This is a genomic window from Catenulispora pinisilvae, from assembly GCF_015356865.1.
In the GTDB taxonomy this organism is placed as follows: domain Bacteria; phylum Actinomycetota; class Actinomycetes; order Streptomycetales; family Catenulisporaceae; genus Catenulispora; species Catenulispora pinisilvae.
The window spans coordinates 1-24,183 of sequence record NZ_JAAFZA010000161.1; the positions used below are offsets into that span (position 1 = coordinate 1).

Sequence of the window (24,183 nt, forward strand, 5' to 3'; positions counted from 1 at the left end):
CCCCCGCAACAGCCCGCGCCGGTTCCGCTCGGCCCGCACCGCGGACACCAGGCTGAACGACGACAGCGCCGGATCCCCGCGCAGCTCCTCAAGCCGCCGACGCAGAGCGTCCTGCGCGTCCTCGGCCCCATCGAGTGCGCCAGCCTGATCGAACCCGTCGGCCCCATCGAGCGCGCCGGCGTCGCGGAGCGCGCTCAGCGTCCGCTCCAGCTGTGGACCCAGCTTGCGGGCCGGCCGGTCGACCAACTGAGCCACATGCGAGAGCGGAAGCCCTTCGCGGTAACGGAAAACCAGCGCTGCGCGAGTGGTCACGTCGAGCGCGTCGAAGTGTTGCTGGAAGGTCATGGGTCCCCCCGGTGTGCGGACGATACAGACCTTTGATGCTTGAGCGGTGGTTCAGGTTCCATCGTGGGTACCCTGAACCTGGAGTCAGTGACCCGGAAGGCGGCCACGCCGATGAACGACCAGCCCGAAGTCGGGCGTCCCAATTACAGCGCGGCCGGCAGCCGGCCCTCGCCCAGCCCGGTGCCGCGGCAGGGCGGCTACGGCGGGCCGGAGCGGGGGGCGCGGCCGGACCTGCGGGCTGTGCTGGCGATGGCGGCCGCGGTGCTCGCCTGGTCGTCGTGGACGCCGTTCTACAACCTGCCGATCGTCGTGGCGTTGCTGGCCGCGGTGTTCGCCGCGCGGTGGGGGACCCAGGCCAAGCGGAACATACTCGCGGCCGAGGGGGCGCGGTCCGGGGCCGGGCTCGCGGATCTGGCGCGGGTGCTGGGGTTGGCCGATCTGGCGATCCTGGCCTACCTGATCTTCCACTACTACTTCGTGGCGCACGCCGGAATCAAGGGTGTGCTGACGCTGTTGCTCACGTGAGGCCAGCGCGCGGATGTGGCGCGGGAATACCTCCCGGGCCCCAGCCGTTGACCCATCTGCCGCTCATTGTCACCCGAGCCGTTAATCGGTCACGCGAGGGTGTCCGGCATGCGAGAATAGATAAGTTCGGGGCGGGGACTGACGTGGAGGTGCCCGGCGCACGGACCAGCCGCCTTGATGGTGGCCTTATCCGGTGCTAGGGTCCCTCTCCCCGTTTTGACCTCACCGGCATGCCCTGGGTAGGCTCGTCGCCGTGCCAGGGGTGTCCCCCCGGCTACTCCTGCCTGCGCACCATCCGGGTATGAGCTGGCGTTCACCGCACAGCCCAACCGGGAGTCAGCAGGGGTCTGTAGGTCGCGACACACCCGACCTCGTGGACCGGACGTCCCGGGTGATACCCGGACAAGACGACCGCGCCGCGGGTCGGCCGTCGCGATCGCTGGACAACAAGCAGGAACTCGACGCGAAACCGAGAGGTAGTAGCACTCCGCGCCCGGGGTCGCCCGTGCGGAGACTTAGAAAGAAAGGGAAGGCCTGACCTAGTGCCTACCATTCAGCAGTTGGTCCGCAAGGGCCGGCAGGACAAGGTTGTGAAGAACAACACTCCTGCGCTCAAGGGGTCCCCGCAGCGCCGCGGCGTCTGCACCCGCGTGTACACCACCACGCCCAAGAAGCCGAACTCGGCTCTGCGCAAGGTGGCCCGTGTGAAGCTCTCCTCCGGCATCGAGGTCACGGCGTACATCCCGGGCGTCGGCCACAACCTGCAGGAGCACTCCATCGTGCTCGTGCGCGGCGGCCGCGTGAAGGACCTGCCGGGCGTTCGGTACAAGATCGTCCGTGGCTCGCTCGACACCCAGGGCGTCAAGAACCGCAAGCAGGCCCGCAGCCGCTACGGCGCCAAGAAGGAGAAGAGCTAATGCCTCGTAAGGGTCCTGCCCCGAAGCACCCGGTCGTCATCGACCCGGTCTACAACTCTCCCTTGGTCACCTCGCTGGTGAACAAGGTTCTGCTGGACGGCAAGCGGTCCACCGCCGAGCGCATCGTCTACGGCGCCCTGGAAGGCTGCCGGGAGAAGTCCGGCACCGACCCGGTGATCACGCTCAAGCGCGCGCTGGACAACGTCAAGCCGACCCTGGAAGTCAAGTCCCGCCGCGTCGGCGGTGCCACCTACCAGGTGCCGATCGAGGTCCGGGCCGGCCGCTCGACGACCCTCGCGCTGCGCTGGCTCGTCGGCTACTCCCGGCAGCGCCGCGAGAAGACGATGACCGAGCGCCTGATGAACGAGCTCCTGGACGCCTCCAACGGCCTGGGTGCCTCGGTCAAGCGCCGCGAGGACACGCACAAGATGGCCGACGCCAACAAGGCGTTCGCGCACTACCGCTGGTAGTCGAGACCGGAAAGAGCTGAGCGAAATGGCCCCCAACGCCGTTGACCTGGCCAAGGTCCGCAACATCGGGATCATGGCCCACATCGACGCGGGCAAGACCACGACGACCGAGCGCATCCTGTACTACACCGGGATGAGCTACAAGATCGGCGAGGTCCACGACGGCGCTGCCACCACCGACTGGATGGAGCAGGAGCAGGAGCGTGGCATCACGATCACCTCCGCTGCTGTCACCTGTCACTGGACGGTGGACAACGTCGACAACACGATCAACATCATCGACACGCCCGGGCACGTCGACTTCACCGTCGAGGTGGAGCGTTCCCTGCGCGTGCTCGACGGCGCGGTCGCGGTGTTCGACGGGGTCGCCGGCGTGGAACCGCAGTCCGAGACGGTCTGGCGGCAGGCCGACCGTTACGGCGTCCCGCGGATCTGCTTCGTCAACAAGCTGGACCGCACCGGCGCGGAGTTCCACCGCTGCGTCGACATGATCGTGACCCGGCTGCAGGCCGTGCCGCTGGTCATGCAACTGCCGATCGGCGCCGAGGCGGACTTCAAGGGCGTCATCGACCTGGTGAAGATGAAGGCCCTGGTCTGGAGTGCCGAGACCAAGCTGGGCGAGGCCTACGACGAGGTCGACATCCCGGACACCCACACCGAGGCCGCCGACGAGTGGCGCGGACGGTTGCTGGAGACCCTGGCCGAGGCCGACGACGAGATGATGGAGCTGTACCTGGAGGGCAAGGAGCCCACCACGGAGCAGCTGTACGCGGCCATCCGCCGCGCCACCCTCGCCGCCAAGCTGAACCCGGTGTTCTGCGGTACCGCGTTCAAGAACAAGGGCGTTCAGCCCCTGCTCGACGCGATCGTCCGCTACCTGCCCTCGCCGCTGGACGTGGACGCCATCGACGGCCACAAGGTCGGTGACGAGGAGACGGTGCTGCACCGCAAGCCCTCCGACGACGAGCCGATGTCGGCGCTGGCCTTCAAGATCATGAGCGACCCGCACCTGGGCAAGCTCACGTTCGTGCGGGTCTACTCCGGCGTGCTGGAGTCCGGCGGTACGTACCTGAACTCCGTCAAGGGGCGCAAGGAGCGCATCGGCAAGATCTACCGCATGCACGCGAACAAGCGTGAGGAGATCGAGTCGGTGGGCGCCGGCGACATCATCGCCGTGATGGGTCTGAAGGACACCACCACCGGCGAGACGCTGTCGGACACCGCGAACCCGATCATCTTGGAGTCGATGACCTTCCCGGCCCCGGTGATCCACGTCGCCGTCGAGCCCAAGACGAAGTCCGACCAGGAGAAGCTGGGCACCGCGATCCAGCGCCTGGCCGAGGAGGACCCGTCCTTCCAGGTCCGCACGGACGAGGAGACCGGCCAGACCATCATCTCCGGCATGGGCGAGCTCCACCTGGAGATCCTGGTGGACCGCATGCGCCGGGAGTTCAAGGTCGAGGCCAACGTCGGCAAGCCGCAGGTGGCCTACCGCGAGACCATCCGTCGCGCGGTGCCGAAGGTCGAGTACACGCACAAGAAGCAGACCGGTGGTTCGGGCCAGTACGCCTCCGTCATCATCTCGCTGGAGCCGCTTGCGGACGGCGAGCCGGGTGCCGAGGGCTACGAGTTCGTCAACGCCGTCAGCGGTGGCCGCATCCCCAAGGAGTACATCCCCTCGGTGGACGCCGGCTGCCAGGACGCGATGGAGTTCGGCGTGCTCGCCGGCTTCCCGCTGACCGGCGTCAAGGTGACGCTGCTGGACGGCAAGTACCACGACGTCGACTCCTCGGAGATGGCGTTCAAGGTCGCCGGTTCCATGGCGTTCAAGGAAGCGGCCCGCAAGGCCGATCCGGCGCTGCTGGAGCCGATGATGGCGGTCGAGGTCACCACGCCCGAGGACTACATGGGCGAAGTGATCGGCGACCTGAACTCCCGCCGTGGCCAGATCCAGGCCATGGAGGAGCGGTTCGGCTCCCGGGTCGTCAAGGCCCTGGTTCCGCTGAGCGAGATGTTCGGCTACGTCGGGGACCTCCGGTCCAAGACGTCGGGCCGGGCCTCGTACAGCATGCAGTTCGACTCCTACGCCGAGGTTCCCCGGAACGTGGCGGAGGAGATCGTTAAGAAGGCGCGCGGCGAGTAGCCCAAGCCGGTTCACCTAAACAAATCTGTAGAGCCGCCGGGGGCAGCCATCCCTCGGCGGCACCACAACCGTCCAACAGGAGGACATCGTGGCGAAGGCGAAGTTCGAGCGGACCAAGCCGCACGTCAACATCGGTACCATCGGTCACATCGACCACGGTAAGACGACGCTGACCGCGGCCATCACCAAGGTTCTGCACGACGCTCACCCGGACCTGAACCCGTACACCCCGTTCGACCAGATCGACAAGGCGCCCGAAGAGCGTCAGCGCGGTATCACCATCTCCATCGCGCACGTCGAGTACCAGACCGAGGCGCGGCACTACGCGCACGTGGACTGCCCCGGTCACGCGGACTACATCAAGAACATGATCACCGGTGCGGCCCAGATGGACGGCGCCATCCTGGTCGTGGCCGCCACCGACGGCCCGATGCCGCAGACCAAGGAGCACGTGCTCCTGGCCCGCCAGGTCGGCGTCCCCTACATCGTGGTCGCGCTGAACAAGTCGGACATGGTGGACGACGAGGAGATCCTGGAGCTCGTCGAGCTCGAGGTCCGCGAGCTGCTCTCGGAGTACGAGTTCCCGGGCGACGACCTGCCGGTCATCCGCGTCTCGGCGCTGAAGGCGCTGGAGGGCGACCCGGAGTGGAGCGCCAAGCTCATGGAGCTCATGCAGGCGGTCGACGACTCGATCCCGCAGCCGGAGCGCGAGATCGACAAGCCGTTCCTGATGCCGATCGAGGACGTCTTCACGATCACCGGTCGCGGCACCGTGGTCACCGGTCGCATCGAGCGCGGCGTCGTCAAGGTCAACGAGACCGTCGACATCGTGGGCATCCGCAACGAGAAGCAGACCACCACGGTCACCGGCGTCGAGATGTTCCGCAAGCTGCTCGACGAGGGCCAGGCCGGTGAGAACGTCGGTCTGCTGCTGCGCGGCATCAAGCGCGACGACGTCGAGCGCGGCCAGGTCGTGATCAAGCCGGGCACGACCACCCCGCACACCGGGTTCGACGCGAACGTCTACATCCTGTCCAAGGACGAAGGCGGCCGCCACACCCCGTTCTTCAACAACTACCGTCCGCAGTTCTACTTCCGGACCACCGACGTGACCGGCGTCGTGACCCTCCCCGAGGGCACCGAGATGGTCATGCCGGGCGACAACACCGAGATGGCCGTCGAGCTGATCCAGCCGATCGCCATGGAGGAGGGCCTGCGGTTCGCCATCCGTGAGGGTGGCCGCACCGTCGGCGCCGGCCGCGTTGTGAAGATCACGAAGTAAGTACTCCGTGGCCGTCAGGCCACTGCGGTACTGGGAAGGCCCCCCGAGCTTCGGCTCCGGGGGCCTTTCTGTCTGGAATCAGAAGTGCGTGGCGATCCCGAACGCCTGACGCAGCCGGGTCATGTCGTGGCGATCCCGATCCGTCGGTTCGTAGCCCTGGTGGAAGTACACCTGCTGTGCGGCCGACAGGCAGGGGACCACCTGCCCGGCGACCGCCCCGGTGACGAAACACGAGGCGGGATAGGCGAAAGGGCGTTCCGGATCCAGCGATGCCTGTACTGCCGACCCGTCCTCGCCGAAGACCAGAGGATGCAGGTCGATCTCCCGCCCCGAGGCGTCTGCCATGGCGAACCGCACCGGGCGCCAGTCGAGCGTCTCGGCGAAACCGGCCCGCGCCAAAGCGGCGAGCACCGCCGGCTCCTGATCGAGGCGGTGCATCAGGTCCAGGTCGCGGTGCTCCCGGCTCTGGGCGCCGACCAGGGCGTCGATGCCCCAGCCGCCGCCGATCCAGTGGTCGGCGCCCGCCTCGGACAGCCGGGCGAGGACTTCGAGTACGTCGTCAGCCGTCATCACGTCCGGCACCGTACCCGAATATCGCAGCGTTCTACTTTCGAGTGAATTTCCTGACCGCCTCACGCTCGTGAGCGGCAGCGGGGACATTAACTAGATGTAATTCCCCGAACCTCGGAGGTTGGTGTGAAGTATCCACCGTTGCCCGGCGAGACCTTCGACGCCTGGCTGGCCCGGATCCAGCCGCTGCGGCGCGGCGATCTGGACCGGCAGGTCAGTGTGGCCGGCGTGCGGCCGATGACGCTCGAGGAGCTGGCCGGCTGGCCGACATTGTTCGCCTCCGATCGCGAGCACGAGGCCTTTCTGGCCTGGCTGCGTGCCGAGCGGCGGCAGCATGCCGGCTGACCTGGAGGGCCGCTCGCAGCGCGGTCCGGAGGCGGGCCCCGATCTCATCGCCGCCGATACCGATGTCGCCTCGCGCCTGTTCGTGCCCGGGCGGGCGCCGGGCGGGCTCGCGGGCCGGACCGTCGTGTTGCCGTTCACCACGGTGGCCGAGTTGGTCACCTGGCCCGAGCGGTTGTTGTGGGGCCATCCCCGCGCCGAGGACCTGTGTCAGTGGGTTGATCCACGGCGCATGATCCTCGGCGACGAGACCGTGGCCCGCATCTGGGGCCGCATCACGGTGGCGGCGCAGCGGGCCGGGAGCGTGCCGGCGTTGAACCACTGCTGGCTCGCCGCCGGGTGCCTGTCCTACGGCCTGCCGCTGGCCACCGGCGACGCGCGGCCCTACCGCTACTTCGTCGACCGCTACGGCCTGGAGGTGGTCTCAGAGGGTGGAAAGTGACAATTCGCGGCGCGCTGAGCGCATATGGCGACGGAGCCGCGTGGCCTATGAGCGGCCCCTGGCGTCGCCAGGAGGCCCCTTACAGCCAACCAGGATGCGCGGGCCACCTGTCTAGCCATGCTTGCTCCTAGACCGTTCCGCCATTTCCGTAGTCAGCCGGCGGTTCCGTATACCGCAAATCGTCACTTTCCACCCTCTCAGGCGGGTGACCCGCTCTGCGCCATCAACTTCTCGCACTCCTCCAGCCAGTGCATCCCGACGATCGCCACGACCGGCTCGCCGGCCTCGTCGGTGACGTAGACCGGGTGGCGCGTCAGGCGGGCCTCCTCGACCAGGTCGGGGAACAGGGCGCGGGCGTCGTCGAGGGTGTAGGCGGCTTCCATGGCGCGACGGTATGCCGCACGCCGCCGGGAATCGCGGATCGACACGTTTGTACAATCGTCTTGCACGATCGTTCAAGACGGTTGTACAGTCGTCTCACCGAGCACGACAGGGTGGGCGATCCAAGGGAGCAAAGCCATGAACAACCGCAGCATTCTCATCTCCGGCGCCGGAATCGCCGGTCCCGCGCTGGCCTACTGGCTGCACCGGCACGGCTTCCAGACGACCGTGGTCGAGCGCTCGGCCTTCCTGCGCGACAGCGGCGGCGCCGTGGACTTCCGCGGTGAGCAGGTGAGGCTGCTGAAGGCGATGGGCATCTTCGACGCGGTCAAGGCGGCCGAGACCGCGATGGGGGACCAGGTGGTGATCGACGGCGCGGGGCAGCCGGTGGTGGCCTTCGACTCGGCCTTCTTCAGCGGCGAGGTCGAGGTCGAGCGCGGGGACCTGGCCCGGATCCTGTACGAGGCGACCAGCGAGTACACCGACTACGTCTTCGGCGAGTTCATAGTCGGCCTGGAGCAGGGCCCGGACAGTGTCCAGGTGACCTTCGCCAGCGGCGCGACCGGTAGTTACGACCTGGTGGTCGGCGCCGACGGCCTGCACTCCGGCGTGCGCCGGCTGGCCTTCGGCCCCGAGGAGGGGTTCCGCAAGGACCTCGGCTGGGCGATCGCCGGCTTCACCGCGCCGAACACCCTCGGCCTGGACCACGAAGGCCGCATCTACAACGTTCCCGGCTGCGGCGTGATGGCCGCCAGCGCCCGGGACCGGGACCGGCTCGGGGTCGGCTTCGTCTTCCACGCCCCGGGCCTGGTCTACGACCGCCGCGACGCCGAGGCGCAGAAGGAACTGGTCGCCGCCGCCTACGCGAACGCGGGCTGGGAGACGCCGGCGCTCCTGAAGGGCATGTGGGAGGCCGACGACCTCTACTTCGACACCCTCAGCCAGATCCACATGGACCGCTGGTCCACCGGCCGCGTCGTGCTCCTCGGCGACGCCGCCTGGTGCGCCGGCCCCGGCGGCAGCGGCACCGGCATGGCGATGATGGGCGCGAACGTGCTGGCCGGCGAACTCGCCGGGGCGGGCGGCGACCACGCCGCGGCCTTCGCCGCCTACGAGCGGATCCTGCGCCCGGCGGCCAAGATCGGCCAGAAGCAGGGCAAGGGCTCGGGCACCTTCCTGGCGCCGGTCGACGACAAGAAGATCCGCAGCCGCAACAAGGCCTACAAGATGCTGACCCGCAAGCTGGTCGCCGGTTTCTTCAACTGGCTCACCGGCCGGGCCGCGAACGCGGTGGAGTACAAGGAGTACGTGCCCGCGGCCACGGTGTCCGCCGCGCCGGGGCCGCGCCTCGCGGCATGACGGCCGGATCGGCGCCGCTTGAGTCGGATTTGCGCCGCGCCAGTCGGGTCGGTATCTGGATCGGCGGGTGCGGGGAGTGCCCGGGGGCCGAATGTCGACAGTGCCGACCCGATTCCGGTGGGTGACCAGGCTCGGGGCGTCGATCGCGGCCGCGCGGCGACGTGCCCCATATCACATCTCAAAAAAGAACCGTGGTATGCCCACGCCCCGATTTCCCAAAACCCCCAGGCCTGGGCCATACTGTTGAGGTTGCTCGACCGTTCGCGCCCGCTCGCAGGGTGCGCGGGGATTCCAGGCCGTCTTCGGCCGGGGTTCCGTAGCTGGTAGGGCACATTCTCGCGGAATCCGGTTCTGCAGGCGAGGCGATGAGCCACGCCCAAGGAATCACTGCGCTCCACCGGGCGACACGCCCGACCGCGTGGACCGGACGACACGGGACGAAGCACGACAAGCTTCGCGGGACACACAGGCTGTGGAACGCGTGCGAACCCGGTGCTCGGGTGGGTCCACAACCACCCCGATCCGCCGGGCGCGTTGATGCGAGCAGTCCTCGGCACCGATCGGGGTCGGCCGACGCAGACGCCGGACAACAGGTCCAAGAAAGACGAAGGATAAGGAACCAAGCAGCCATGGCGGGACAGAAGATCCGCATCAGGCTCAAGGCCTATGACCACGAGGTGATCGACTCCTCGGCGAAGAAGATCGTCGAGACCGTGATCCGCACTGGTGCGCAGGTCGCCGGTCCGGTGCCGCTGCCGACTGAGAAGAACGTGTACTGCGTCATCCGCTCGCCGCACAAGTACAAGGACTCGCGCGAGCACTTCGAGATGCGCACGCACAAGCGACTCATCGACATCCTCGACCCGACCCCGAAGACGGTTGACTCGCTGATGCGTCTCGACCTGCCGGCGGGCGTCGACATCGAGATCAAGCTCTAGGCGGCCGGCACATGGGAAAGCAGATTAAGGGCGTCCTGGGCGAAAAGCTCGGCATGACCCAGGTCTGGGACGAGAACAACCGGGTGATCCCGGTGACCGTCGTCAAGGCCGGGCCGTGCGTGGTGACGCAGATCCGCAAGCAGGAGATCGACGGCTACGAGGCCGTGCAGATCGCCTACGGTGCCGTGAAGCCGACCAAGGTGAACAAGCCGGAGGCCGGCCACTTCGCGAAGGCCGGCGTGACGCCGCGCCGCTACACCGTGGAGATCCGGACCACCGACGCCGCCGAGTACGCGCTCGGCCAGGAGATCACCGCCGAGGCCTTCGCCTCCGGCCAGATCGTCGACGTCTCCGGGACCTCCAAGGGCCACGGCTTCGCCGGCGTCATGAAGCGCCACAACTTCAAGGGCCTCGGCGCGGGCCACGGCGTGCAGCGCAAGCACCGCTCGCCCGGTTCCATCGGCGCCTGCGCGACCCCCGGTCGCGTGTTCAAGGGCGTGCGCATGGCCGGCCGCATGGGCTCGGCGCGCGTGACCGTCCAGAACCTCACCGTCCAGGCTGTGGACGCCGAGAAGGGCCTGATCCTGGTCAAGGGTGCCATTCCCGGCCCCAACGGCGGCCTGGTGCTGGTCAAGACCTCGGTCAAGAAGGGAGCCTGACTATGACGCAGGTTGTCTCCGTCGACCTCCCCGGCGAGATCTTCGACGTCCAGACCAACATCCCGCTGATCCACCAGGTCGTGGTGGCCCAGCTGGCGGCGGCCCGTCAGGGCACGCACAAGACCAAGACCCGCGGTGAAGTCCGCGGCGGCGGCAAGAAGCCGTACCGGCAGAAGGGCACCGGCCGGGCCCGTCAGGGCTCGACCCGCGCGCCGCAGTTCGCCGGCGGTGGCGTCGTGCACGGCCCCGTGCCGCGTGACTACGCCCAGCGGACCCCGAAGAAGATGAAGGCCGCCGCGCTGCGCGGTGCCCTGTCCGACCGGGCCCGCGACGGCCGCGTGATCGTGGTGGACGCCCTGGTCCAGGGCCAGACCCCGAACACCAAGTCCGCCGTGACGCTGCTCAAGGGCATCAGCGAGCACAAGAACCTGCTGGTGGTCCTGCAGCGCACCGACGAGGTCTCCTACAAGAGCCTCCGGAACGTCCCGACCGTGCACCTGATCGACGTCGGCCAGCTGAACACCTACGACGTGCTCGTCAACGACGCCGTCGTGTTCACCCAGGGCGCCTTCGACCAGTTCGTGGCCGGTCCCGCCAAGGGGAAGTCTGCTACCGCGGTGGCCAGCTCCCTCGAAGTTGAGGGGAGCGACGCGTGACCAGCAAATTCGCTGACCGCGGCGTCCTGGCCCGCGACATCATCATCAAGCCGGTGGTGTCCGAGAAGAGCTACGCGCTCTTGGACCAGAACACCTACACCTTCGTCGTCCACCCGGACACGAACAAGATCCAGATCCGCGAGGCCGTCGAGGAGATCTTCGACGTCAAGGTCCTGTCGGTGAACACGATCAACCGCCAGGGCAAGCGCAAGCGGACCCGCTTCGGCGTGGGCCAGCGCAAGAACACCAAGCGCGCGATCGTGACCGTGGACCCCAATCCCGGTGACGGCAAGAAGGGCCGCATCGAGCTGTTTGGAGGGCCGGTTTCCTAATGGGCATCCGTAAGTACAAGCCGACGACCCCGGGCCGCCGCGGCTCCTCGGTCGCCGACTTCGTCGAGATCACCCGGAGCACCCCGGAGAAGTCGCTGGTCGTCCCGGTCCACAGCAAGGGCGGCCGGAACAGCAACGGGCGTATCACCGTCCGCCACCAGGGTGGCGGCCACAAGCGCGCGTACCGCCTGATCGACTTCCGCCGCCACGACAAGGACGGCGTGCCGGCCAAGGTCGCGCACATCGAGTACGACCCGAACCGCACCGCGCGCATCGCGCTGCTGCACTACGCGGACGGCGAGAAGCGCTACATCCTGGCTCCGAAGAACCTGAGCCAGGGCGACCGGATCGAGAACGGTCCCGGCGCGGACATCAAGCCCGGCAACAACCTGCCGCTGCGCAACATCCCGACCGGTACCACGATCCACGCGATCGAGCTCCGTCCCGGCGGCGGGGCGAAGATGGCCCGGTCCGCCGGCGCCAGCGTCCAGCTGGTCGCCAAGGACGGCGGCTTCGCGCAGCTGCGCCTGCCCTCCGGCGAGATCCGCAACGTCGACATGCGCTGCCGCGCCACGGTCGGCGAGGTCGGCAACGCCGAGCAGTCGAACATCAACTGGGGCAAGGCCGGCCGCATGCGCTGGAAGGGCAAGCGCCCGACCGTCCGCGGTGTGGCGATGAACCCGATCGACCACCCGCACGGTGGTGGTGAGGGCAAGACCTCCGGTGGCCGCCACCCGGTCTCCCCGTGGGGTCAGAAGGAGGGCCGTACCCGCAAGCCGGGCAAGGCCTCCGACAAGTACATCGTCCGCCGTCGCAAGACCAACAAGAAGCGCTAGGAGGAGGTTTAGATGCCGCGCAGTCTCAAGAAGGGCCCCTTCGTGGACGGCCACCTGATCAAGAAGGTGGACGCCCAGAACGCGAAGAACACCAAGACCGTCATCAAGACCTGGTCCCGGCGCTCGATGATCGTGCCGGACATGCTGGGTCACACCATCGCCGTGCACGACGGCCGCAAGCACATCCCGGTGTTCATCACCGAGGCCATGGTCGGCCACAAGCTCGGTGAGTTCTCCCCGACCCGTACGTTCAAGGGTCACGTGAAGGACGATCGGAGGTCGCGCCGTGGCTGAGAACAAGGCCAAGGACCTCGCGGGCAATGAGGCCATTGCCCAGGCGAAGAACATCCGCATGACCGCCATGAAGGTGCGCCGGGTCGTGGACATGGTCCGCGGCCAGGACGTGGAGAAGGCGCTGGACACCCTGCGCTTCGCCCCGTACGCCGCCGCTGAGCCGGTCTTCAAGTGCGTCGCGTCGGCTGCCGCCAACGCCCGCAACAACAAGCAGCTCAATGGCCAGCTGGTCATCACCGAGGCCTACGTGGACGAGGGCCCGACCCTGAAGCGGTTCCGGCCGCGTGCCCAGGGCCGCGCCTACCGCATCCGCAAGCGGACCTCGCACATCACGATCGTGGTCCAGGAGACCGCGGGCGTCGCGCAGAAGGGCAGGACCCGATAGTGGGCCAGAAGGTTAACCCGCATGGGTTCCGCCTCGGCATCACCACGGACTTCAAGTCCCGGTGGTACGCCGACAAGCTGTACAAGGACTACGTCAAGGAAGACGTCGAGATCCGCCGCCTGATGACCGACGGCATGGACCGCGCGGGCATCAGCAAGGTGGAGATCGAGCGCACGCGTGACCGCGTCCGCGTCGACATCCACACCGCGCGTCCGGGCATCGTCATCGGCCGCCGCGGCGCCGAGGCCGACCGCATCCGCGGCAAGCTGGAGAAGCTGACCGCCAAGCAGGTCCAGCTGAACATCCTCGAGGTGCGCAACCCCGAGAGCGACGCTCAGCTGGTCGCGCAGGGCATCGCGGAGCAGCTGGCCCAGCGCGTGGCGTTCCGCCGCGCGATGCGCAAGGCGATCCAGTCCTCGATGAAGGCCGGCGTCAAGGGCATCAAGGTCCAGGTCTCCGGTCGTCTGGGCGGCGCTGAGATGAGCCGCTCGGAGCAGTACCGCGAGGGTCGCGTGCCGCTGCACACGCTGCGCGCGAACATCGACTACGGCTTCTACGAGGCCAAGACCACCTTCGGCCGGATCGGCGTGAAGGTCTGGATCTACAAGGGCGATGTCACCTCGCTGTCGGCTCAGCGTGCGCTGAACGCCGCCGAAGCCCGCGCCGGGCGTCCGCAGCGTGACGGCGACCGCCGTGGCGGTGGCCGTGACGGCGGCGGCGGTGGCGGTCGCGACGGTGGCCGCGGCCCGCGTCGTGACGGCGGCGGCGGTGGCCGCGGCCCGCGTCGCGAAGGCGGCGGTGGCGGCGGTCGCGACGGTGGCCAGCAGAACCAGGCCCAGGCGCCGGCATCCGCCCCCGCGGAGGCCCCGGCTGCCGAGGCCGTGACCGAGACCAAGGAGGCGTGACGATGCTGATCCCTCGGCGGGTCAAGCACCGCAAGCAGCACCACCCCGGTCGCTCCGGCGCCTCCAAGGGCGGCAACAACCTGGCGTTCGGCGAGTACGGCATCCAGGCGCTGACCCCGGCGTACGTGACCAACCGGCAGATCGAGTCCGCTCGTATCGCCATCAACCGGCACATCCGCCGTGGTGGCAAGGTGTGGATCAACATCTACCCGGACCGTCCGCTGACCAAGAAGCCCGCCGAGACCCGCATGGGTTCCGGTAAGGGCTCGCCCGAGTGGTGGGTCGCGAACGTCAAGCCCGGCCGAGTGCTCTTCGAGCTCTCGTACCCGAACGAGGAGCGCGCACGCGAGGCCCTGCTTCGCGCCACGCACAAGCTCCCGCTCAAGTGCCGGATCATCAAGCGTGAGGCAGGTGACATCTGATGGCGACCGGGACCACCGCGCGCGAACTGCGCGAGCTCGGCGACGCCGAACTGCTGGAGAAGCTCCGTGAGAGCAAGGAGGAGCTGTTCAACCTCCGCTTCCAGCAGGCCACCGGCCAGCTTGAGAACCACGGCCGCATGCGCGCCGTGAAGAAGGACATCGCTCGCATCTACACCTTGATGACAGAGCGTGAGCTCGGCATCAGTACTGAGGAGGCGAAGTGAGCGAGCAGACGGTGGAGAGCACCGAGGAGCGTGGCGCGCGCAAGGTGCGTGAGGGCTACGTCGTGAGCGACAAGATGGAGAAGACCATCGTCGTTCTCGTCGAGGACCGCAAGACGCACCCCAAGTACCGCAAGGTCGTGCGCCGCACCACCAAGCTGAAGGCCCACGACGAGCAGAACACGGCCGGCATCGGCGACCGCGTCCTGCTCATGGAGACCCGGCCGCTCTCGGCGACCAAGCGCTGGCGCCTGGTCGAGGTTCTCGAGAAGGCCAAGTAACCAGTCCGTTCGGCCAGGCACCGCCGGCCGGCCGCGGGATTCGAACCCCGCGGCCCGGCGGTGAACCGGCACGACGAAGGAGATAGATAAGTGATCCAGCAGGAGTCGCGGCTCCGGGTCGCCGACAACACGGGTGCGAAGGAAATCCTCTGCATCCGCGTGCTCGGTGGCTCCAGCCGCCGCTACGCCGGAATCGGCGACGTCATCGTCGCCACCGTCAAGGACGCCTTGCCCGGCGCGGGCGTCAAGAAGGGCGACGTCGTCAAGGCGGTCGTCGTGCGCACCGTCAAGGAGCGCCGGCGTCCCGACGGCTCGTACATCCGCTTCGACGAGAACGCGGCCGTCCTGATCAAGGACGGCGGGGACCCGCGCGGGACCCGCATCTTCGGCCCGGTGGGCCGTGAGCTGCGCGAGAAGCGCTACATGCGCATCGTCTCGCTCGCCCCGGAGGTGCTGTAAGCCATGGCGTCGCTGAACATCAAGAAGGGTGACCTGGTCCAGGTCATCACCGGCAAGGACAAGGGTCTTCAGGGCAAGGTCATTCAGGCCTTCCCGGAGACCGAGAAGGTCCTGGTCGAGGGTGTCAACCGGGTCAAGAAGCACACCAAGGTCGGCCAGTCCGTCCGCGGGAGCAAGACCGGCGGCATCATCACCGTCGAGGCCCCGGTCCACGTCTCCAACGTGATGCTGGTCGTCGAGCACGAGGGCGCCAAGGTCGTCACGCGCGTGGGCTACCGCCGCGTGGAGGAGGAGCGCACGCTCGCCGACGGTTCGAAGAAGACCGTCACGCGCAGCGTTCGTTACGCCAAGCGCACCGGTAAGGACATCTGATGACTGTGACTGAGACTGAGACCGCGGTGCAGCCGCGGCTGAAGCTGCGTTTCCGCTCGGAGATCGCCCCGGCGCTCAAGGAGCAGTTCGGCTTCCCGAACGTCATGCTGATCCCCGGTCTGACCAAGATCGTCGTGAACATGGGTGTCGGCGACGCCGCCCGTGACTCCAAGCTGATGGACGGCGCCGTCCGCGACCTCGCGGCGATCACCGGCCAGAAGCCGACCGTGACCCGGGCCCGCAAGTCCATCGCGCAGTTCAAGCTGCGCGAGGGTCAGCCCATCGGTGCGCACGTCACGCTGCGCGGCGACCGGATGTGGGAGTTCTGCGACCGGCTGGTGTCGATCGCGCTGCCCCGTATCCGCGACTTCCGTGGGCTCTCGCCCAAGCAGTTCGACGGCCGGGGCAACTACACCTTCGGTCTGAACGAGCAGTCGATGTTCCACGAGATCGACCAGGACAAGATCGACCGCGTGCGCGGCATGGACATCACCGTCGTGACGACCGCTCGCACCGACGATGAGGGTCGCGCCCTGCTGCGTCTCCTCGGATTCCCGTTCAAGGAGGCGTGAGCAAATGGCGAAGAAGGCCCTGATCAACAAGGCTCTCGCGAAGCCGAAGTTCAAGGTGCGCGGCTACACCCGCTGCTCCAAGTGCGGTCGTCCGCACTCGGTCTACCGCAAGTTCGGCCTGTGCCGGGTTTGCCTGCGCGAGATGGCGCATGCCGGCGAACTGCCGGGTGTCACGAAGAGCTCCTGGTAACTACTACACGCCGCAGGTCCCCGTGTATGTGCGCTCCTATCGGAAGAGCGTGAGCAGCGCGGGGATACCACGGCGAGGAAGGCCTACGGCCAACTATGACCATGACCGACCCGATCGCGGACATGCTCACCCGGCTGCGGAACGCCAACTCGGCGTACCACGACGAGGTGACCATGCCGTCGAGCAAGATCAAGACGCACATCTGCGAGATCCTCAAGCAGGAGGGCTACATCGCCTCCTGGAAGGTCGAGGACGCGGAGGTGGGCAAGTCCCTCACCATCGACCTGAAGTTCGGGCCGAACCGTGAGCGTTCCATCGCCGGGATCAAGCGGATCTCCAAGCCGGGTCTGCGTGTCTACGCGAAGTCCACGAGCCTGCCTCGGGTTCTGGGCGGGCTCGGCGTCGCCATCATCTCGACTTCGACCGGTCTGCTGACCGACCGCCAGGCCGCCCGCAAGGGCGTCGGCGGCGAAGTCCTCGCCTACGTCTGGTAAGGGAAGGAGGAGTAGCAATGTCTCGTATTGGACGGCTGCCGATCCCGGTTCCCACCGGCGTCGACGTCACCATCAGCGGCCAGGACGTGACCGTCAAGGGGCCCAAGGGCTCCCTGTCGCACACCGTCGTGTCCCCGATCACGATCGCCAAGGGCGAGGACGGCAACCTCGTCGTCTCGCGCCCGAACGACGAGCGGGTCGCCAAGGAGCGCCACGGTCTGTCGCGGACCCTGGTCAACAACATGATCATCGGCGTGACCCAGGGCTACACCAAGCAGCTGGAGATCTCCGGTGTCGGTTACCGCGTGACCGCCAAGGGCAAGGACCTCGAGTTCGCCCTCGGCTACAGCCACTCGGTGCCGGTCCCGGCCCCCGATGGCATCACCTTCGCCGTGGAGAGCCCGACCAGGTTCTCCGTGTCCGGGATCGACAAGCAGCAGGTGGGCGAGATCTGCGCCTACATCAAGAAGCTGCGCAAGATCGACCCCTACAAGGGCAAGGGCATCAAGTTCACCGGCGAGGTCATCCGCCGGAAGGCCGGAAAGGCTGGGAAGAAGTAATGGCTTTCGCAGTCAAGATCGGCAAGGGTTCGGCGAAGAAGCGCAACGCCGTCAAGCGGCGTCACCTGCGCGTCCGCAAGAAGGTCGCCGGCACCGCTCTGCGTCCGCGCCTGGTGGTCACCCGCTCCGCGCGCCACATGGTGGCGCAGGTCGTGGACGACGTCACCCGGGTCACGCTGGCCTCGGCCTCCACCATGGAGTCCGGCCTGCGCACCGGCGAGGGCGACAAGACCGCCAGGGCCAAGGAAGTCGGCAAGCTCGTCGCCGAGCGGGCCAAGGCCAAGGGTGTCGGCACGGTCGTCTTCGACCGCGGCGGCAACAAGTACCACGGCCGGGTGGCCGCGGTGGCCGACGGCGCCCGGGAAGCGGGGCTGGAGCTGTGAGGCTTGTGCCGAACAAGGACGACAACGGGTATTCAACGAACGGAAGGAGCCTCTGATGGCTGGTCCGCAGCGCCGCGGAGGCGGCTTCGGTGGTCAGAACAACCAGGGCGGCGGCGGCGAGGGCGGCAACAACCGCCGCGAGCGCCGCGACCGTCGCGGCGACCAGGCGCCGGTTGAGAAGTCGGCGCACATCGAGCGCGTCGTCACCATCAACCGGGTGGCCAAGGTCGTGCGCGGTGGCCGTCGCTTCAGCTTCACCGCCCTGGTGATCGTCGGCGACGGCGATGGCACCGTGGGCGTCGGCTACGGCAAGGCGAAGGAAGTCCGGGACGCGATCGCCAAGGGTGTCGAGGAGGCCAAGAAGAACTTCTTCAAGGTCCCGCGCATCCAGGGCACCATCCCGCACCCGATTCAGGGCGAGCGCGCCGCCGGCGTCGTTCTCCTGAAGCCGGCCTCCCCCGGTACCGGCGTCATCGCCGGCGGCCCGGTGCGTGCCGTGCTGGAGTGCGCGGGCGTCCACGACGTGCTGAGCAAGTCGCTCGGCTCGGACAACCCGATCAACATCGTCCACGCGACCGTGGCGGCTCTGAAGGGCCTGGTGCGCCCCGAGGAAGTCGCCGCGCGCCGCGGGCTGCCGCTGGAGGACGTGGCCCCGGCCGCCCTCCTGCGCGCCCGTGCCGGTGTGGGGAGCTGAGAGACATGGCCCGTTTGAAGATCACGCAGACCCGCTCGAAGATCGGGACCAAGCAGAACCACCGGGACACCCTCCGGTCGCTCGGTCTGAAGCGGATCAACGACACCGTGGTGAAGGAAGACCTGCCGCAGTTCCGCGGCATGGTCCACACCGTCCGCCACCTGGTCAAGGTCGAGGAGGTCGACTGACATGACACTGAAGGTCCACCACCTGCGCCCGGCCCCGGGCGCCAAGACGCCGAAGACCCGCGTGGGTCGCGGTGAGGGCTCCAAGGGCAAGACCGCCGGCCGCGGTACCAAGGGCACCAAGGCCCGCTACCAGGTCTCGGCCCGCTTCGAGGGCGGCCAGATGCCGCTGCACATGCGGCTGCCGAAGGCCCGGGGCTTCAAGAACCCGTTCAAGGTGACGTTCCAGGTCGTGAACCTGGACAAGCTCTCGGCGCTGTACCCGGCCGGCGGCGAGGTCACCGTCGAGGACCTGATCGCCAAGGGCGCGGTCCGCGACAACGAACTGGTCAAGGTGCTCGGGACCGGCGAGGTCTCGGTCGCCCTGCGGGTGAAGGCGCACGCCTTCTCCGCCTCCGCGAAGGAGAAGCTGGCCGCGGCCGGCGGCTCCGTCGAGGAGATCTGAGCAGAGCAGTAGGAAACACGATGGGCGCCGTCCGGGCCGGAAGGTTCGGGCGGCGCCCATTACGTGTGTGGCCCGTCCGTCTCGTGTGATGTGTCCAGGTAGATGTGTGGCGCGTCCATATAGATAGGTAGGGCCTGGCGTCGGGTTGCCAGCCGATCGCACGATCGATTGCCGATGTTCAAGCACACAAAAGGGATCACGCAGCGTAGGGCGCCTGTGCCGGGCACACCGGCACGGTTTCGGTCTTCCCGGCCCGGACTCGGGCCGTGGGCACCGGAAACGTCCTGCGTGAGGTCGGCGGCAGGGCGGGATCGGCCGGGTGTGAGGGGTCGCCACCCCCACCCCCAGTTACCTGTCAGCCACCGACCGCCGAAGCCCCCCAGCCGACGCTCGCCATCGCGCTCCTGCTATGCGTAAGATGGCGCAGGTCGGCCATCACCCCGACCCGACCCCGCGTGCCCTCGCCAGCCCCGCGTACCAGCGTGGAGCTGACAGGACCGCGGTCATCAGGACCCTTTGACAATCTGTCGCGTCAAGGCGCAGGAGGACCATGCTCACCGCATTCGCTCGGGCGTTTCGTACGCCCGACCTGCGCAAGAAGCTGCTCTTCACGCTGGCCATCATGGCCTTGTTCCGGTTGGGCGCCCACATCCCGGCGCCGGGCGTGGACACCCACACGCTGAGTCAGTGTGTGGGGATCAGCAAGGCCAACGGCCAGAGCAACGGAGCGCTGGGCCTGATCAACCTGTTCTCCGGCGGGGCGTTGTTGCAGCTGTCGATCTTCGCGCTGGGCATCATGCCCTACATCACCGCGTCGATCATCTTGCAGCTGCTGACCGTCGTGATCCCGCGCCTGGAAGCCCTCAAGAAGGAGGGCCAGGCCGGCCAGACGAAGATCACGCAGTACACCCGGTATCTGACCATCGGGCTGGCGGTCCTGCAGTCGACCACGATGCTCACCCTGATGAAGAACAACCCGAGCGCGCTGCTCGGCCCGGGGTGCTCCGGCTCGAACGTGATCTTCACCAAGGTCAACTGGGCCGGCATGGGCGTCATGGTGATCACCCTGACCGCGGCCACCACGCTGATCATGTGGCTCGGCGAGCTGATCACCGACCGCGGCATCGGCAACGGCATGTCGCTGCTGATCTTCACCTCGATCACCGCGAACTTCCCGTCCTCGCTGTGGTCCATCAAGCAGGCCAGCACCACCATGAACGGCTGGCCGGTGTTCTTCGGCGTGCTGCTGATGGGCATGGTCATGGTCGGCGCGGTGGTCTTCGTCGAACAGGGCCAGCGCCGGATCCCGGTGCAGTACGCCAAGCGCATGGTCGGCAGGCGGATGTACGGCGGGTCCTCGACCTACATCCCGATGAAGGTGAACCAGGCCGGCGTCATCCCGGTCATCTTCGCCTCCTCGCTGCTCCAGCTGCCGCTGATGATCGCGAACTTCACGAACCCGAACGCCCAGAAGGGTTGGGCGCACTGGGTGAACAAGGAGTTCGGGATGAGTACCAACGGCTACTCGCTGACCTACTCCATCGCCTACTTCCTGCTGATCCTCGGCTTCGCCTTCTTCTACGTCTCGATCACCTTCGTCCCGGACGAGATCGCGGACAACATGAAGAAGTACGGCGGCTTCATCCCGGGCATCCGGGCCGGCAAGCCCACCGCCGAGTACCTGCAGTACGTCTCCACCCGGGTCACCTGGCCCGGCGCCCTGTACCTGTCGATCATCGCGATCATCCCGATGATCGCGCTGGCCGAGCTGCACGCCAGCGGTAAGTTCCCGTTCGGCGGCACCACCATCCTGATCATGGTGGGCGTGGGCCTGGAGACCGTGAAGCAGATCGAGTCGCAGCTCCAGCAGCACAACTACGAAGGCTTCCTGCGGTGACGGCGGTGATGACGACGGCGTCGACGCGCCTCACCCGAAGCGGGCGGCACTCGGCCGTCCGTCCCACTGACGCCGAAGGGTTCCTCATCTAGTGCGTATCGTTCTCGTCGGACCGCCGGGGGCGGGCAAGGGCACGCAGGCCTCGTTCATCGCCTCGCACCTGGGCGTACCGAAGATCAGTACCGGTGACATCTTCCGGGCGAACATCTCGCAGGGCACCCCGCTGGGCGTGAAGGCCAAGGAGTACCTGGACGCCGGCCAGTTGGTGCCGGACGAGCTCACCATAGACATCGTCCGCGACCGGCTCGGCCAGGCGGACGCGGCGGGCGGTTTCCTGCTCGACGGCTTCCCGCGCAACGTCGCGCAGGCCGAGGAGCTGGACAAGATCCTGGCCGACAACGGCGTGTCGCCCTCGGCCGGCAAGGCCTACCTGGACGTCGTGCTGGACCTGGAGGTGGACAACGGCGAGGTGGTCAAGCGGATCTCCGGCCGCCGGCTGTGCCGCAACGACTCCGGGCACATCTTCCACGTCGACTACAGCCCGTCCAAGGCCGGCGACAAGTGCGACATCTGCGGTGGTGAGCTCTACCAGCGCTCGGACGACGCCGAGGACGTGGTGCGCACCCGCCTGGAGGTGTACGCCGCCGAGACCGCCCCGATCATCGACTACTACCGCGAGCAGGGCGTGCTGACCACGATCGACGCCACCGGCGAGGTCGACGTCATCACCGCCCGCGCGTTCGCCGCGGTGGACGCCGCCCGCGGCTGAGGCACAACGGCCGGCCGTACCCTCCCGCAGTCCCGAAGGAATTCCCACACATGCACGCCCACGGTGACGACGACGGCATCATCGAGCTGAAGACCGCCGAGCAGTTCGAGGTGATGAAGCAGGCCGGTCTGGTCGTCTCCGGAACGCTGGCGCTGCTGCGCTCGGCGGTCCGGCCGGGCATCACCACCGGTGAGCTGGACCGGATCGCCGAGGAGTCCATCCGCAGCCAGGGCGCCGCGCCGTCCTTCCTGGGCTACGGCGACTTCCCCGGCTCGATCTGCGCCTCGGTCAACGAGGAGATCGTGCACGGCATCCCCGGTTCGCGCACGCTGCGCGAGGGAGACCTGATCTCCATCGACTGCGGCGCGATCATCCCGGCCGACCCGGCCCAGGCCGCGGCCGGCCGCTGGAACACCCGGGGCTGGCACGCGGACGCGGCGATCACCGTCCCGGTCGGCGAGGTGGCCCCGGAACTGGCCGAGCTGTCCCGGGTCACCGAGCAGGCGATGTGGGCCGGCATCAACGCGGTCAAGGAGGGCATCGCCCTCAACGACGTCTCCACCGCGATCGACGGCTACACCCGCGCGCAGTCCCGCCGCTACGGCATCGTCCGCGACTACGGCGGCCACGGCATCGGCTCGGCCATGCACATGGCGCCGATGGTGTTCAACTACCCGGTCCGGGGCGAGCGCACGGTCCTGACCACCGGCATGGCGATCGCCATCGAGCCGATGCTGACCCTGGGCAAGAACAAGACCCGGGTGCTGGCCGACGACTGGACGGTCGTGGCCAAGGACGGGTCGTACGCCGCACACTGGGAGCACACCGTCGCCCTGACCCCCGAGGGCATCGTGGTGACCACTGCTCCGGAAGAGTGACGACAGACCCAGTGACCGACAGGGCCCCGCGCACCAAGCCACCCACCGGCCCCGACCCTGACCCCGGCGGACGATGAACCATGGCTCGTGACCGAACGGCCGCCCTCGCGGCCGCGGCGCTGGTGGCCCTGGCCACCACGGCTGGCTGCGGCGCAGGCAAGAGCGCGGCCAAACCCGCCGCCGCCTCGAACCCGGCGCCCCCGGCCCGGCCCACCGCGGCGGACCTGCACGCCCGCCTGCTGACCCTGGCCGACATGCCACCGGGCTTCATCACCGACGACGGCACCGACGACGCCAACGGCACCATGTCCTCCGCCGACCCCGCCTGCCGCCCGATGACGGACCTGATGAACACCGAAGGCCACCCGCCCGGCGCCCTGGTCACCGCCAACACCTCCTTCACCCGCTCCCAGTTCGGCCCCAACATCGCCACCGGCCTGGCCGGCTTCGCCACCCCCGAAGCGGCCCAGCGACTCCTGGCCACCGTCACCGAGGCGATGCGCAGCTGCACCAAACTCACCGAGACCGACAAAGACGGCAGCACCTACGACTTCCTGGTGACGCAACTGCCCTTCCCGCCCACCGGCGACGCCAGCGCCGCGATCCGCATCACCGCCGACATAGACGACCTCCCGGCCCAGGTGGACCTGGTACTGACCCGGGTCGACAGCACCCTGCTGTACGTCGCCGACACCGGCTTCGGCGACGGCGACCCGGACCTGACGCAGCAGGTGGTAAGCCGGGCGGTGGCGAAGGTGCAGGACCCGGCGGCGGCGGATTCCGGGGCGGCGCCGGTGCCGGTGACGAGGTCGGCTTCGGCGGCGGCGGCGGCTGCGGCTTCGGCGGCTGCGGCTGGGGCTGAGGCTTAGGCAGCTGGGGCTGGGGCCTAGGTGGCTGCGGCTGGCGCTGGCGCTCGGGCTAAGACTGAAGCTGCGGCTCGGCTGATCGCAGAGGGTGGATTCGCCGAGTCCAGCTGCTGCTTCGCCAGCCGAAGCCCAGAGGTCGCTCGCCGAGCTCTTCCCGATCGCAGGGGCTTGATCTTCAGCGCGCTTGCCGGTTCTTCGCTGGCGGAAGTCGGCGCCGTTCGCGCTGCGCAGCCAGATCTGGTCTCCGTGTCAGTGCCGTGTCAGGCGACCTTTGCCTGGTGGTTCACGACGGGCCGGTCGCTGGGCGGGATCTGTTGGTGGCTGGCTCTGCGGGCCGGGTCGCGGTTTGTTTGTGGGTTTCAAAGCTTTTTACGGCCTTCGGTCATGGTTGTGCCGGTTCGGGGTTCGGGTCGGCGAGTCTGTGTGTTGGCTGCCGGTTTTCGCGTTCACGACCCCGCCGCATCTCAGGCCTCTTCAACTCGGGCAAGTCAGAACAAGGGCACAGGCCAGATCAAGCGCAAGATCAAGCGCGAGATCAAGGGCCACAAGCAAGATCAAGAGCTGAAGATCAAGGTCAAGGTCAAGGGCTGTGATGAAGGGCCGGGCCTCCGGCGGGCCTCGGCAACCTCAGGGAAACTAGCGCGGTTCCCTCGGGTGGCTGGGTGAGTCTCAGCGGCTGCGGTTTGTGGGGTGGTTGCGGTCCGTTCCCCACGG

Annotated in this window: 37 protein-coding genes; 34 read left to right on the forward strand and 3 right to left on the reverse strand. The window is 68.0% G+C overall.

Annotated features, from left to right (window positions below):
• A partial coding sequence (locus tag IZR01_RS33320; protein WP_194926177.1) for a hypothetical protein occupies window positions 1-345 on the reverse strand: 345 nt, incomplete at its 3' end.
• Window positions 346-408: 63 nt separating this feature from the next.
• Between IZR01_RS33320 and IZR01_RS33325 the strand changes: the two genes are divergently transcribed.
• The 5 genes from IZR01_RS33325 to tuf all read left to right on the forward strand — a co-directional run bounded on the left by IZR01_RS33325 (window position 409) and on the right by tuf (window position 5,682).
• Window positions 409-870: a hypothetical protein gene (locus IZR01_RS33325; RefSeq protein WP_194926178.1), complete on the forward strand. Its 462-nt coding sequence runs from the start codon at window positions 409-411 to the stop codon at window positions 868-870.
• Window positions 871-1,412: 542 nt separating this feature from the next.
• Complete coding sequence (gene rpsL, locus IZR01_RS33330) at window positions 1,413-1,787, forward strand: 30S ribosomal protein S12 (RefSeq protein ID WP_194896225.1); 375 nt, start codon at window positions 1,413-1,415, stop codon at window positions 1,785-1,787.
• Window positions 1,787-2,257, forward strand: a complete 471-nt coding sequence (gene rpsG, locus IZR01_RS33335) for a 30S ribosomal protein S7 (protein WP_194896224.1) — start codon at window positions 1,787-1,789, stop codon at window positions 2,255-2,257. The genes rpsL and rpsG overlap by 1 nt, the downstream gene beginning before the upstream one ends.
• 25 nt (window positions 2,258-2,282) lie before the next feature.
• On the forward strand, window positions 2,283-4,400 hold the full coding sequence (fusA, locus tag IZR01_RS33340) for an elongation factor G (protein ID WP_194896223.1): 2,118 nt from the start codon (window positions 2,283-2,285) through the stop codon (window positions 4,398-4,400).
• Window positions 4,401-4,488: 88 nt separating this feature from the next.
• Complete coding sequence (gene tuf / locus IZR01_RS33345) at window positions 4,489-5,682, forward strand: elongation factor Tu (protein WP_194896222.1); 1,194 nt, start codon at window positions 4,489-4,491, stop codon at window positions 5,680-5,682.
• Between the two features lie 78 nt (window positions 5,683-5,760).
• Here tuf and IZR01_RS33350 read toward each other — a convergent pair whose 3' ends face one another.
• The gene (locus IZR01_RS33350) at window positions 5,761-6,252 is read right to left on the reverse strand and encodes a nucleotidyltransferase domain-containing protein (protein ID WP_194896229.1); all 492 of its coding nucleotides are present in this window, start codon (window positions 6,250-6,252) and stop codon (window positions 5,761-5,763) included.
• Window positions 6,253-6,378: 126 nt separating this feature from the next.
• Between IZR01_RS33350 and IZR01_RS33355 the strand changes: the two genes are divergently transcribed.
• Together IZR01_RS33355 and IZR01_RS33360 are read left to right on the forward strand one after the other, a co-directional pair.
• Window positions 6,379-6,597 (forward strand): hypothetical protein, encoded by a 219-nt coding sequence (locus IZR01_RS33355; protein WP_194896221.1) that lies wholly within the window; start codon window positions 6,379-6,381, stop codon window positions 6,595-6,597.
• Window positions 6,587-7,036 (forward strand): PIN domain-containing protein, encoded by a 450-nt coding sequence (locus IZR01_RS33360; RefSeq protein ID WP_194896220.1) that lies wholly within the window; start codon window positions 6,587-6,589, stop codon window positions 7,034-7,036. Before IZR01_RS33355 ends, IZR01_RS33360 begins: the two co-directional genes overlap by 11 nt.
• A 197-nt stretch (window positions 7,037-7,233) precedes the next feature.
• On the opposite strand, the gene IZR01_RS33365 is transcribed toward IZR01_RS33360, so the two are convergent.
• Window positions 7,234-7,419: a type II toxin-antitoxin system prevent-host-death family antitoxin gene (locus IZR01_RS33365; RefSeq protein WP_194896219.1), complete on the reverse strand. Its 186-nt coding sequence runs from the start codon at window positions 7,417-7,419 to the stop codon at window positions 7,234-7,236.
• Window positions 7,420-7,555: 136 nt separating this feature from the next.
• Between IZR01_RS33365 and IZR01_RS33370 the strand changes: the two genes are divergently transcribed.
• The 27 genes from IZR01_RS33370 (at window position 7,556) to IZR01_RS33500 (ending at window position 24,135) form a co-directional block, all read left to right on the forward strand.
• Window positions 7,556-8,776 (forward strand): FAD-dependent monooxygenase, encoded by a 1,221-nt coding sequence (locus IZR01_RS33370; protein ID WP_194896218.1) that lies wholly within the window; start codon window positions 7,556-7,558, stop codon window positions 8,774-8,776.
• A 629-nt stretch (window positions 8,777-9,405) separates the two neighbouring features.
• Complete coding sequence (rpsJ, locus tag IZR01_RS33375) at window positions 9,406-9,714, forward strand: 30S ribosomal protein S10 (RefSeq protein WP_012785157.1); 309 nt, start codon at window positions 9,406-9,408, stop codon at window positions 9,712-9,714.
• Window positions 9,715-9,725: 11 nt separating this feature from the next.
• Window positions 9,726-10,373 (forward strand): 50S ribosomal protein L3, encoded by a 648-nt coding sequence (gene rplC / locus IZR01_RS33380; RefSeq protein WP_194896217.1) that lies wholly within the window; start codon window positions 9,726-9,728, stop codon window positions 10,371-10,373.
• Between the two features lie 2 nt (window positions 10,374-10,375).
• Window positions 10,376-11,029 (forward strand): 50S ribosomal protein L4, encoded by a 654-nt coding sequence (gene rplD, locus IZR01_RS33385; RefSeq protein WP_194896216.1) that lies wholly within the window; start codon window positions 10,376-10,378, stop codon window positions 11,027-11,029.
• A complete protein-coding gene (gene rplW, locus IZR01_RS33390) occupies window positions 11,026-11,361 on the forward strand; it encodes a 50S ribosomal protein L23 (RefSeq protein ID WP_194896215.1) in 336 nt (111 codons plus the stop codon). Before rplD ends, rplW begins: the two co-directional genes overlap by 4 nt.
• Window positions 11,361-12,197, forward strand: a complete 837-nt coding sequence (gene rplB, locus IZR01_RS33395) for a 50S ribosomal protein L2 (protein ID WP_194896214.1) — start codon at window positions 11,361-11,363, stop codon at window positions 12,195-12,197. The genes rplW and rplB overlap by 1 nt, the downstream gene beginning before the upstream one ends.
• 12 nt (window positions 12,198-12,209) lie before the next feature.
• The gene (gene rpsS, locus IZR01_RS33400; RefSeq protein ID WP_194896213.1) at window positions 12,210-12,491 is read left to right on the forward strand and encodes a 30S ribosomal protein S19; all 282 of its coding nucleotides are present in this window, start codon (window positions 12,210-12,212) and stop codon (window positions 12,489-12,491) included.
• Window positions 12,484-12,876, forward strand: coding sequence for a 50S ribosomal protein L22 (gene rplV / locus IZR01_RS33405; protein ID WP_194896212.1), 393 nt, complete (start codon window positions 12,484-12,486; stop codon window positions 12,874-12,876). Before rpsS ends, rplV begins: the two co-directional genes overlap by 8 nt.
• Window positions 12,876-13,781: a 30S ribosomal protein S3 gene (rpsC, locus tag IZR01_RS33410; protein ID WP_194896211.1), complete on the forward strand. Its 906-nt coding sequence runs from the start codon at window positions 12,876-12,878 to the stop codon at window positions 13,779-13,781. The genes rplV and rpsC overlap by 1 nt, the downstream gene beginning before the upstream one ends.
• Before the next feature lie 2 nt (window positions 13,782-13,783).
• Window positions 13,784-14,203, forward strand: a complete 420-nt coding sequence (gene rplP / locus IZR01_RS33415; protein WP_012785165.1) for a 50S ribosomal protein L16 — start codon at window positions 13,784-13,786, stop codon at window positions 14,201-14,203.
• Window positions 14,203-14,427 (forward strand): 50S ribosomal protein L29, encoded by a 225-nt coding sequence (gene rpmC, locus IZR01_RS33420; RefSeq protein ID WP_194896210.1) that lies wholly within the window; start codon window positions 14,203-14,205, stop codon window positions 14,425-14,427. Before rplP ends, rpmC begins: the two co-directional genes overlap by 1 nt.
• Entirely contained in the window at window positions 14,424-14,705 is a 282-nt protein-coding gene (gene rpsQ, locus IZR01_RS33425; protein WP_194896209.1) for a 30S ribosomal protein S17, read from the forward strand. The genes rpmC and rpsQ overlap by 4 nt, the downstream gene beginning before the upstream one ends.
• 90 nt (window positions 14,706-14,795) lie before the next feature.
• A complete protein-coding gene (gene rplN, locus IZR01_RS33430; RefSeq protein WP_194896208.1) occupies window positions 14,796-15,164 on the forward strand; it encodes a 50S ribosomal protein L14 in 369 nt (122 codons plus the stop codon).
• A gap of 12 nt (window positions 15,165-15,176) precedes the next feature.
• Complete coding sequence (rplX, locus tag IZR01_RS33435; protein ID WP_194896228.1) at window positions 15,177-15,536, forward strand: 50S ribosomal protein L24; 360 nt, start codon at window positions 15,177-15,179, stop codon at window positions 15,534-15,536.
• Entirely contained in the window at window positions 15,536-16,108 is a 573-nt protein-coding gene (gene rplE / locus IZR01_RS33440; protein ID WP_194896207.1) for a 50S ribosomal protein L5, read from the forward strand. The genes rplX and rplE overlap by 1 nt, the downstream gene beginning before the upstream one ends.
• Window positions 16,109-16,112: 4 nt before the next feature.
• A complete protein-coding gene (locus IZR01_RS33445) occupies window positions 16,113-16,298 on the forward strand; it encodes a type Z 30S ribosomal protein S14 (RefSeq protein WP_012785171.1) in 186 nt (61 codons plus the stop codon).
• A gap of 95 nt (window positions 16,299-16,393) precedes the next feature.
• Window positions 16,394-16,792, forward strand: a complete 399-nt coding sequence (rpsH, locus tag IZR01_RS33450; RefSeq protein ID WP_194896206.1) for a 30S ribosomal protein S8 — start codon at window positions 16,394-16,396, stop codon at window positions 16,790-16,792.
• A 17-nt stretch (window positions 16,793-16,809) separates the two neighbouring features.
• A complete protein-coding gene (gene rplF / locus IZR01_RS33455) occupies window positions 16,810-17,352 on the forward strand; it encodes a 50S ribosomal protein L6 (protein ID WP_194896205.1) in 543 nt (180 codons plus the stop codon).
• A complete protein-coding gene (gene rplR / locus IZR01_RS33460) occupies window positions 17,352-17,735 on the forward strand; it encodes a 50S ribosomal protein L18 (protein ID WP_194896204.1) in 384 nt (127 codons plus the stop codon). The genes rplF and rplR overlap by 1 nt, the downstream gene beginning before the upstream one ends.
• Window positions 17,736-17,790: 55 nt before the next feature.
• A complete protein-coding gene (rpsE, locus tag IZR01_RS33465; RefSeq protein WP_194896203.1) occupies window positions 17,791-18,429 on the forward strand; it encodes a 30S ribosomal protein S5 in 639 nt (212 codons plus the stop codon).
• 5 nt (window positions 18,430-18,434) lie between these two features.
• A complete protein-coding gene (gene rpmD / locus IZR01_RS33470) occupies window positions 18,435-18,617 on the forward strand; it encodes a 50S ribosomal protein L30 (protein WP_012785176.1) in 183 nt (60 codons plus the stop codon).
• Window position 18,618: 1 nt separating this feature from the next.
• Entirely contained in the window at window positions 18,619-19,059 is a 441-nt protein-coding gene (gene rplO, locus IZR01_RS33475; RefSeq protein WP_194896202.1) for a 50S ribosomal protein L15, read from the forward strand.
• A 550-nt stretch (window positions 19,060-19,609) separates the two neighbouring features.
• Window positions 19,610-20,956 (forward strand): preprotein translocase subunit SecY, encoded by a 1,347-nt coding sequence (gene secY, locus IZR01_RS33480; protein WP_194896201.1) that lies wholly within the window; start codon window positions 19,610-19,612, stop codon window positions 20,954-20,956.
• A gap of 91 nt (window positions 20,957-21,047) precedes the next feature.
• On the forward strand, window positions 21,048-21,725 hold the full coding sequence (locus IZR01_RS33485) for an adenylate kinase (RefSeq protein WP_194926179.1): 678 nt from the start codon (window positions 21,048-21,050) through the stop codon (window positions 21,723-21,725).
• 50 nt (window positions 21,726-21,775) lie between these two features.
• A complete protein-coding gene (gene map / locus IZR01_RS33490) occupies window positions 21,776-22,603 on the forward strand; it encodes a type I methionyl aminopeptidase (protein WP_194896199.1) in 828 nt (275 codons plus the stop codon).
• An 80-nt stretch (window positions 22,604-22,683) separates the two neighbouring features.
• Window positions 22,684-23,472 carry a sensor domain-containing protein gene (locus IZR01_RS33495; protein ID WP_194926180.1) on the forward strand — a complete coding sequence of 263 codons (789 nt, stop codon included), beginning with the start codon at window positions 22,684-22,686 and terminating at the stop codon, window positions 23,470-23,472.
• A 165-nt stretch (window positions 23,473-23,637) separates the two neighbouring features.
• On the forward strand, window positions 23,638-24,135 hold the full coding sequence (locus IZR01_RS33500; RefSeq protein WP_194926181.1) for a hypothetical protein: 498 nt from the start codon (window positions 23,638-23,640) through the stop codon (window positions 24,133-24,135).
• The last annotated feature ends 48 nt before the right edge of the window (window positions 24,136-24,183 follow it).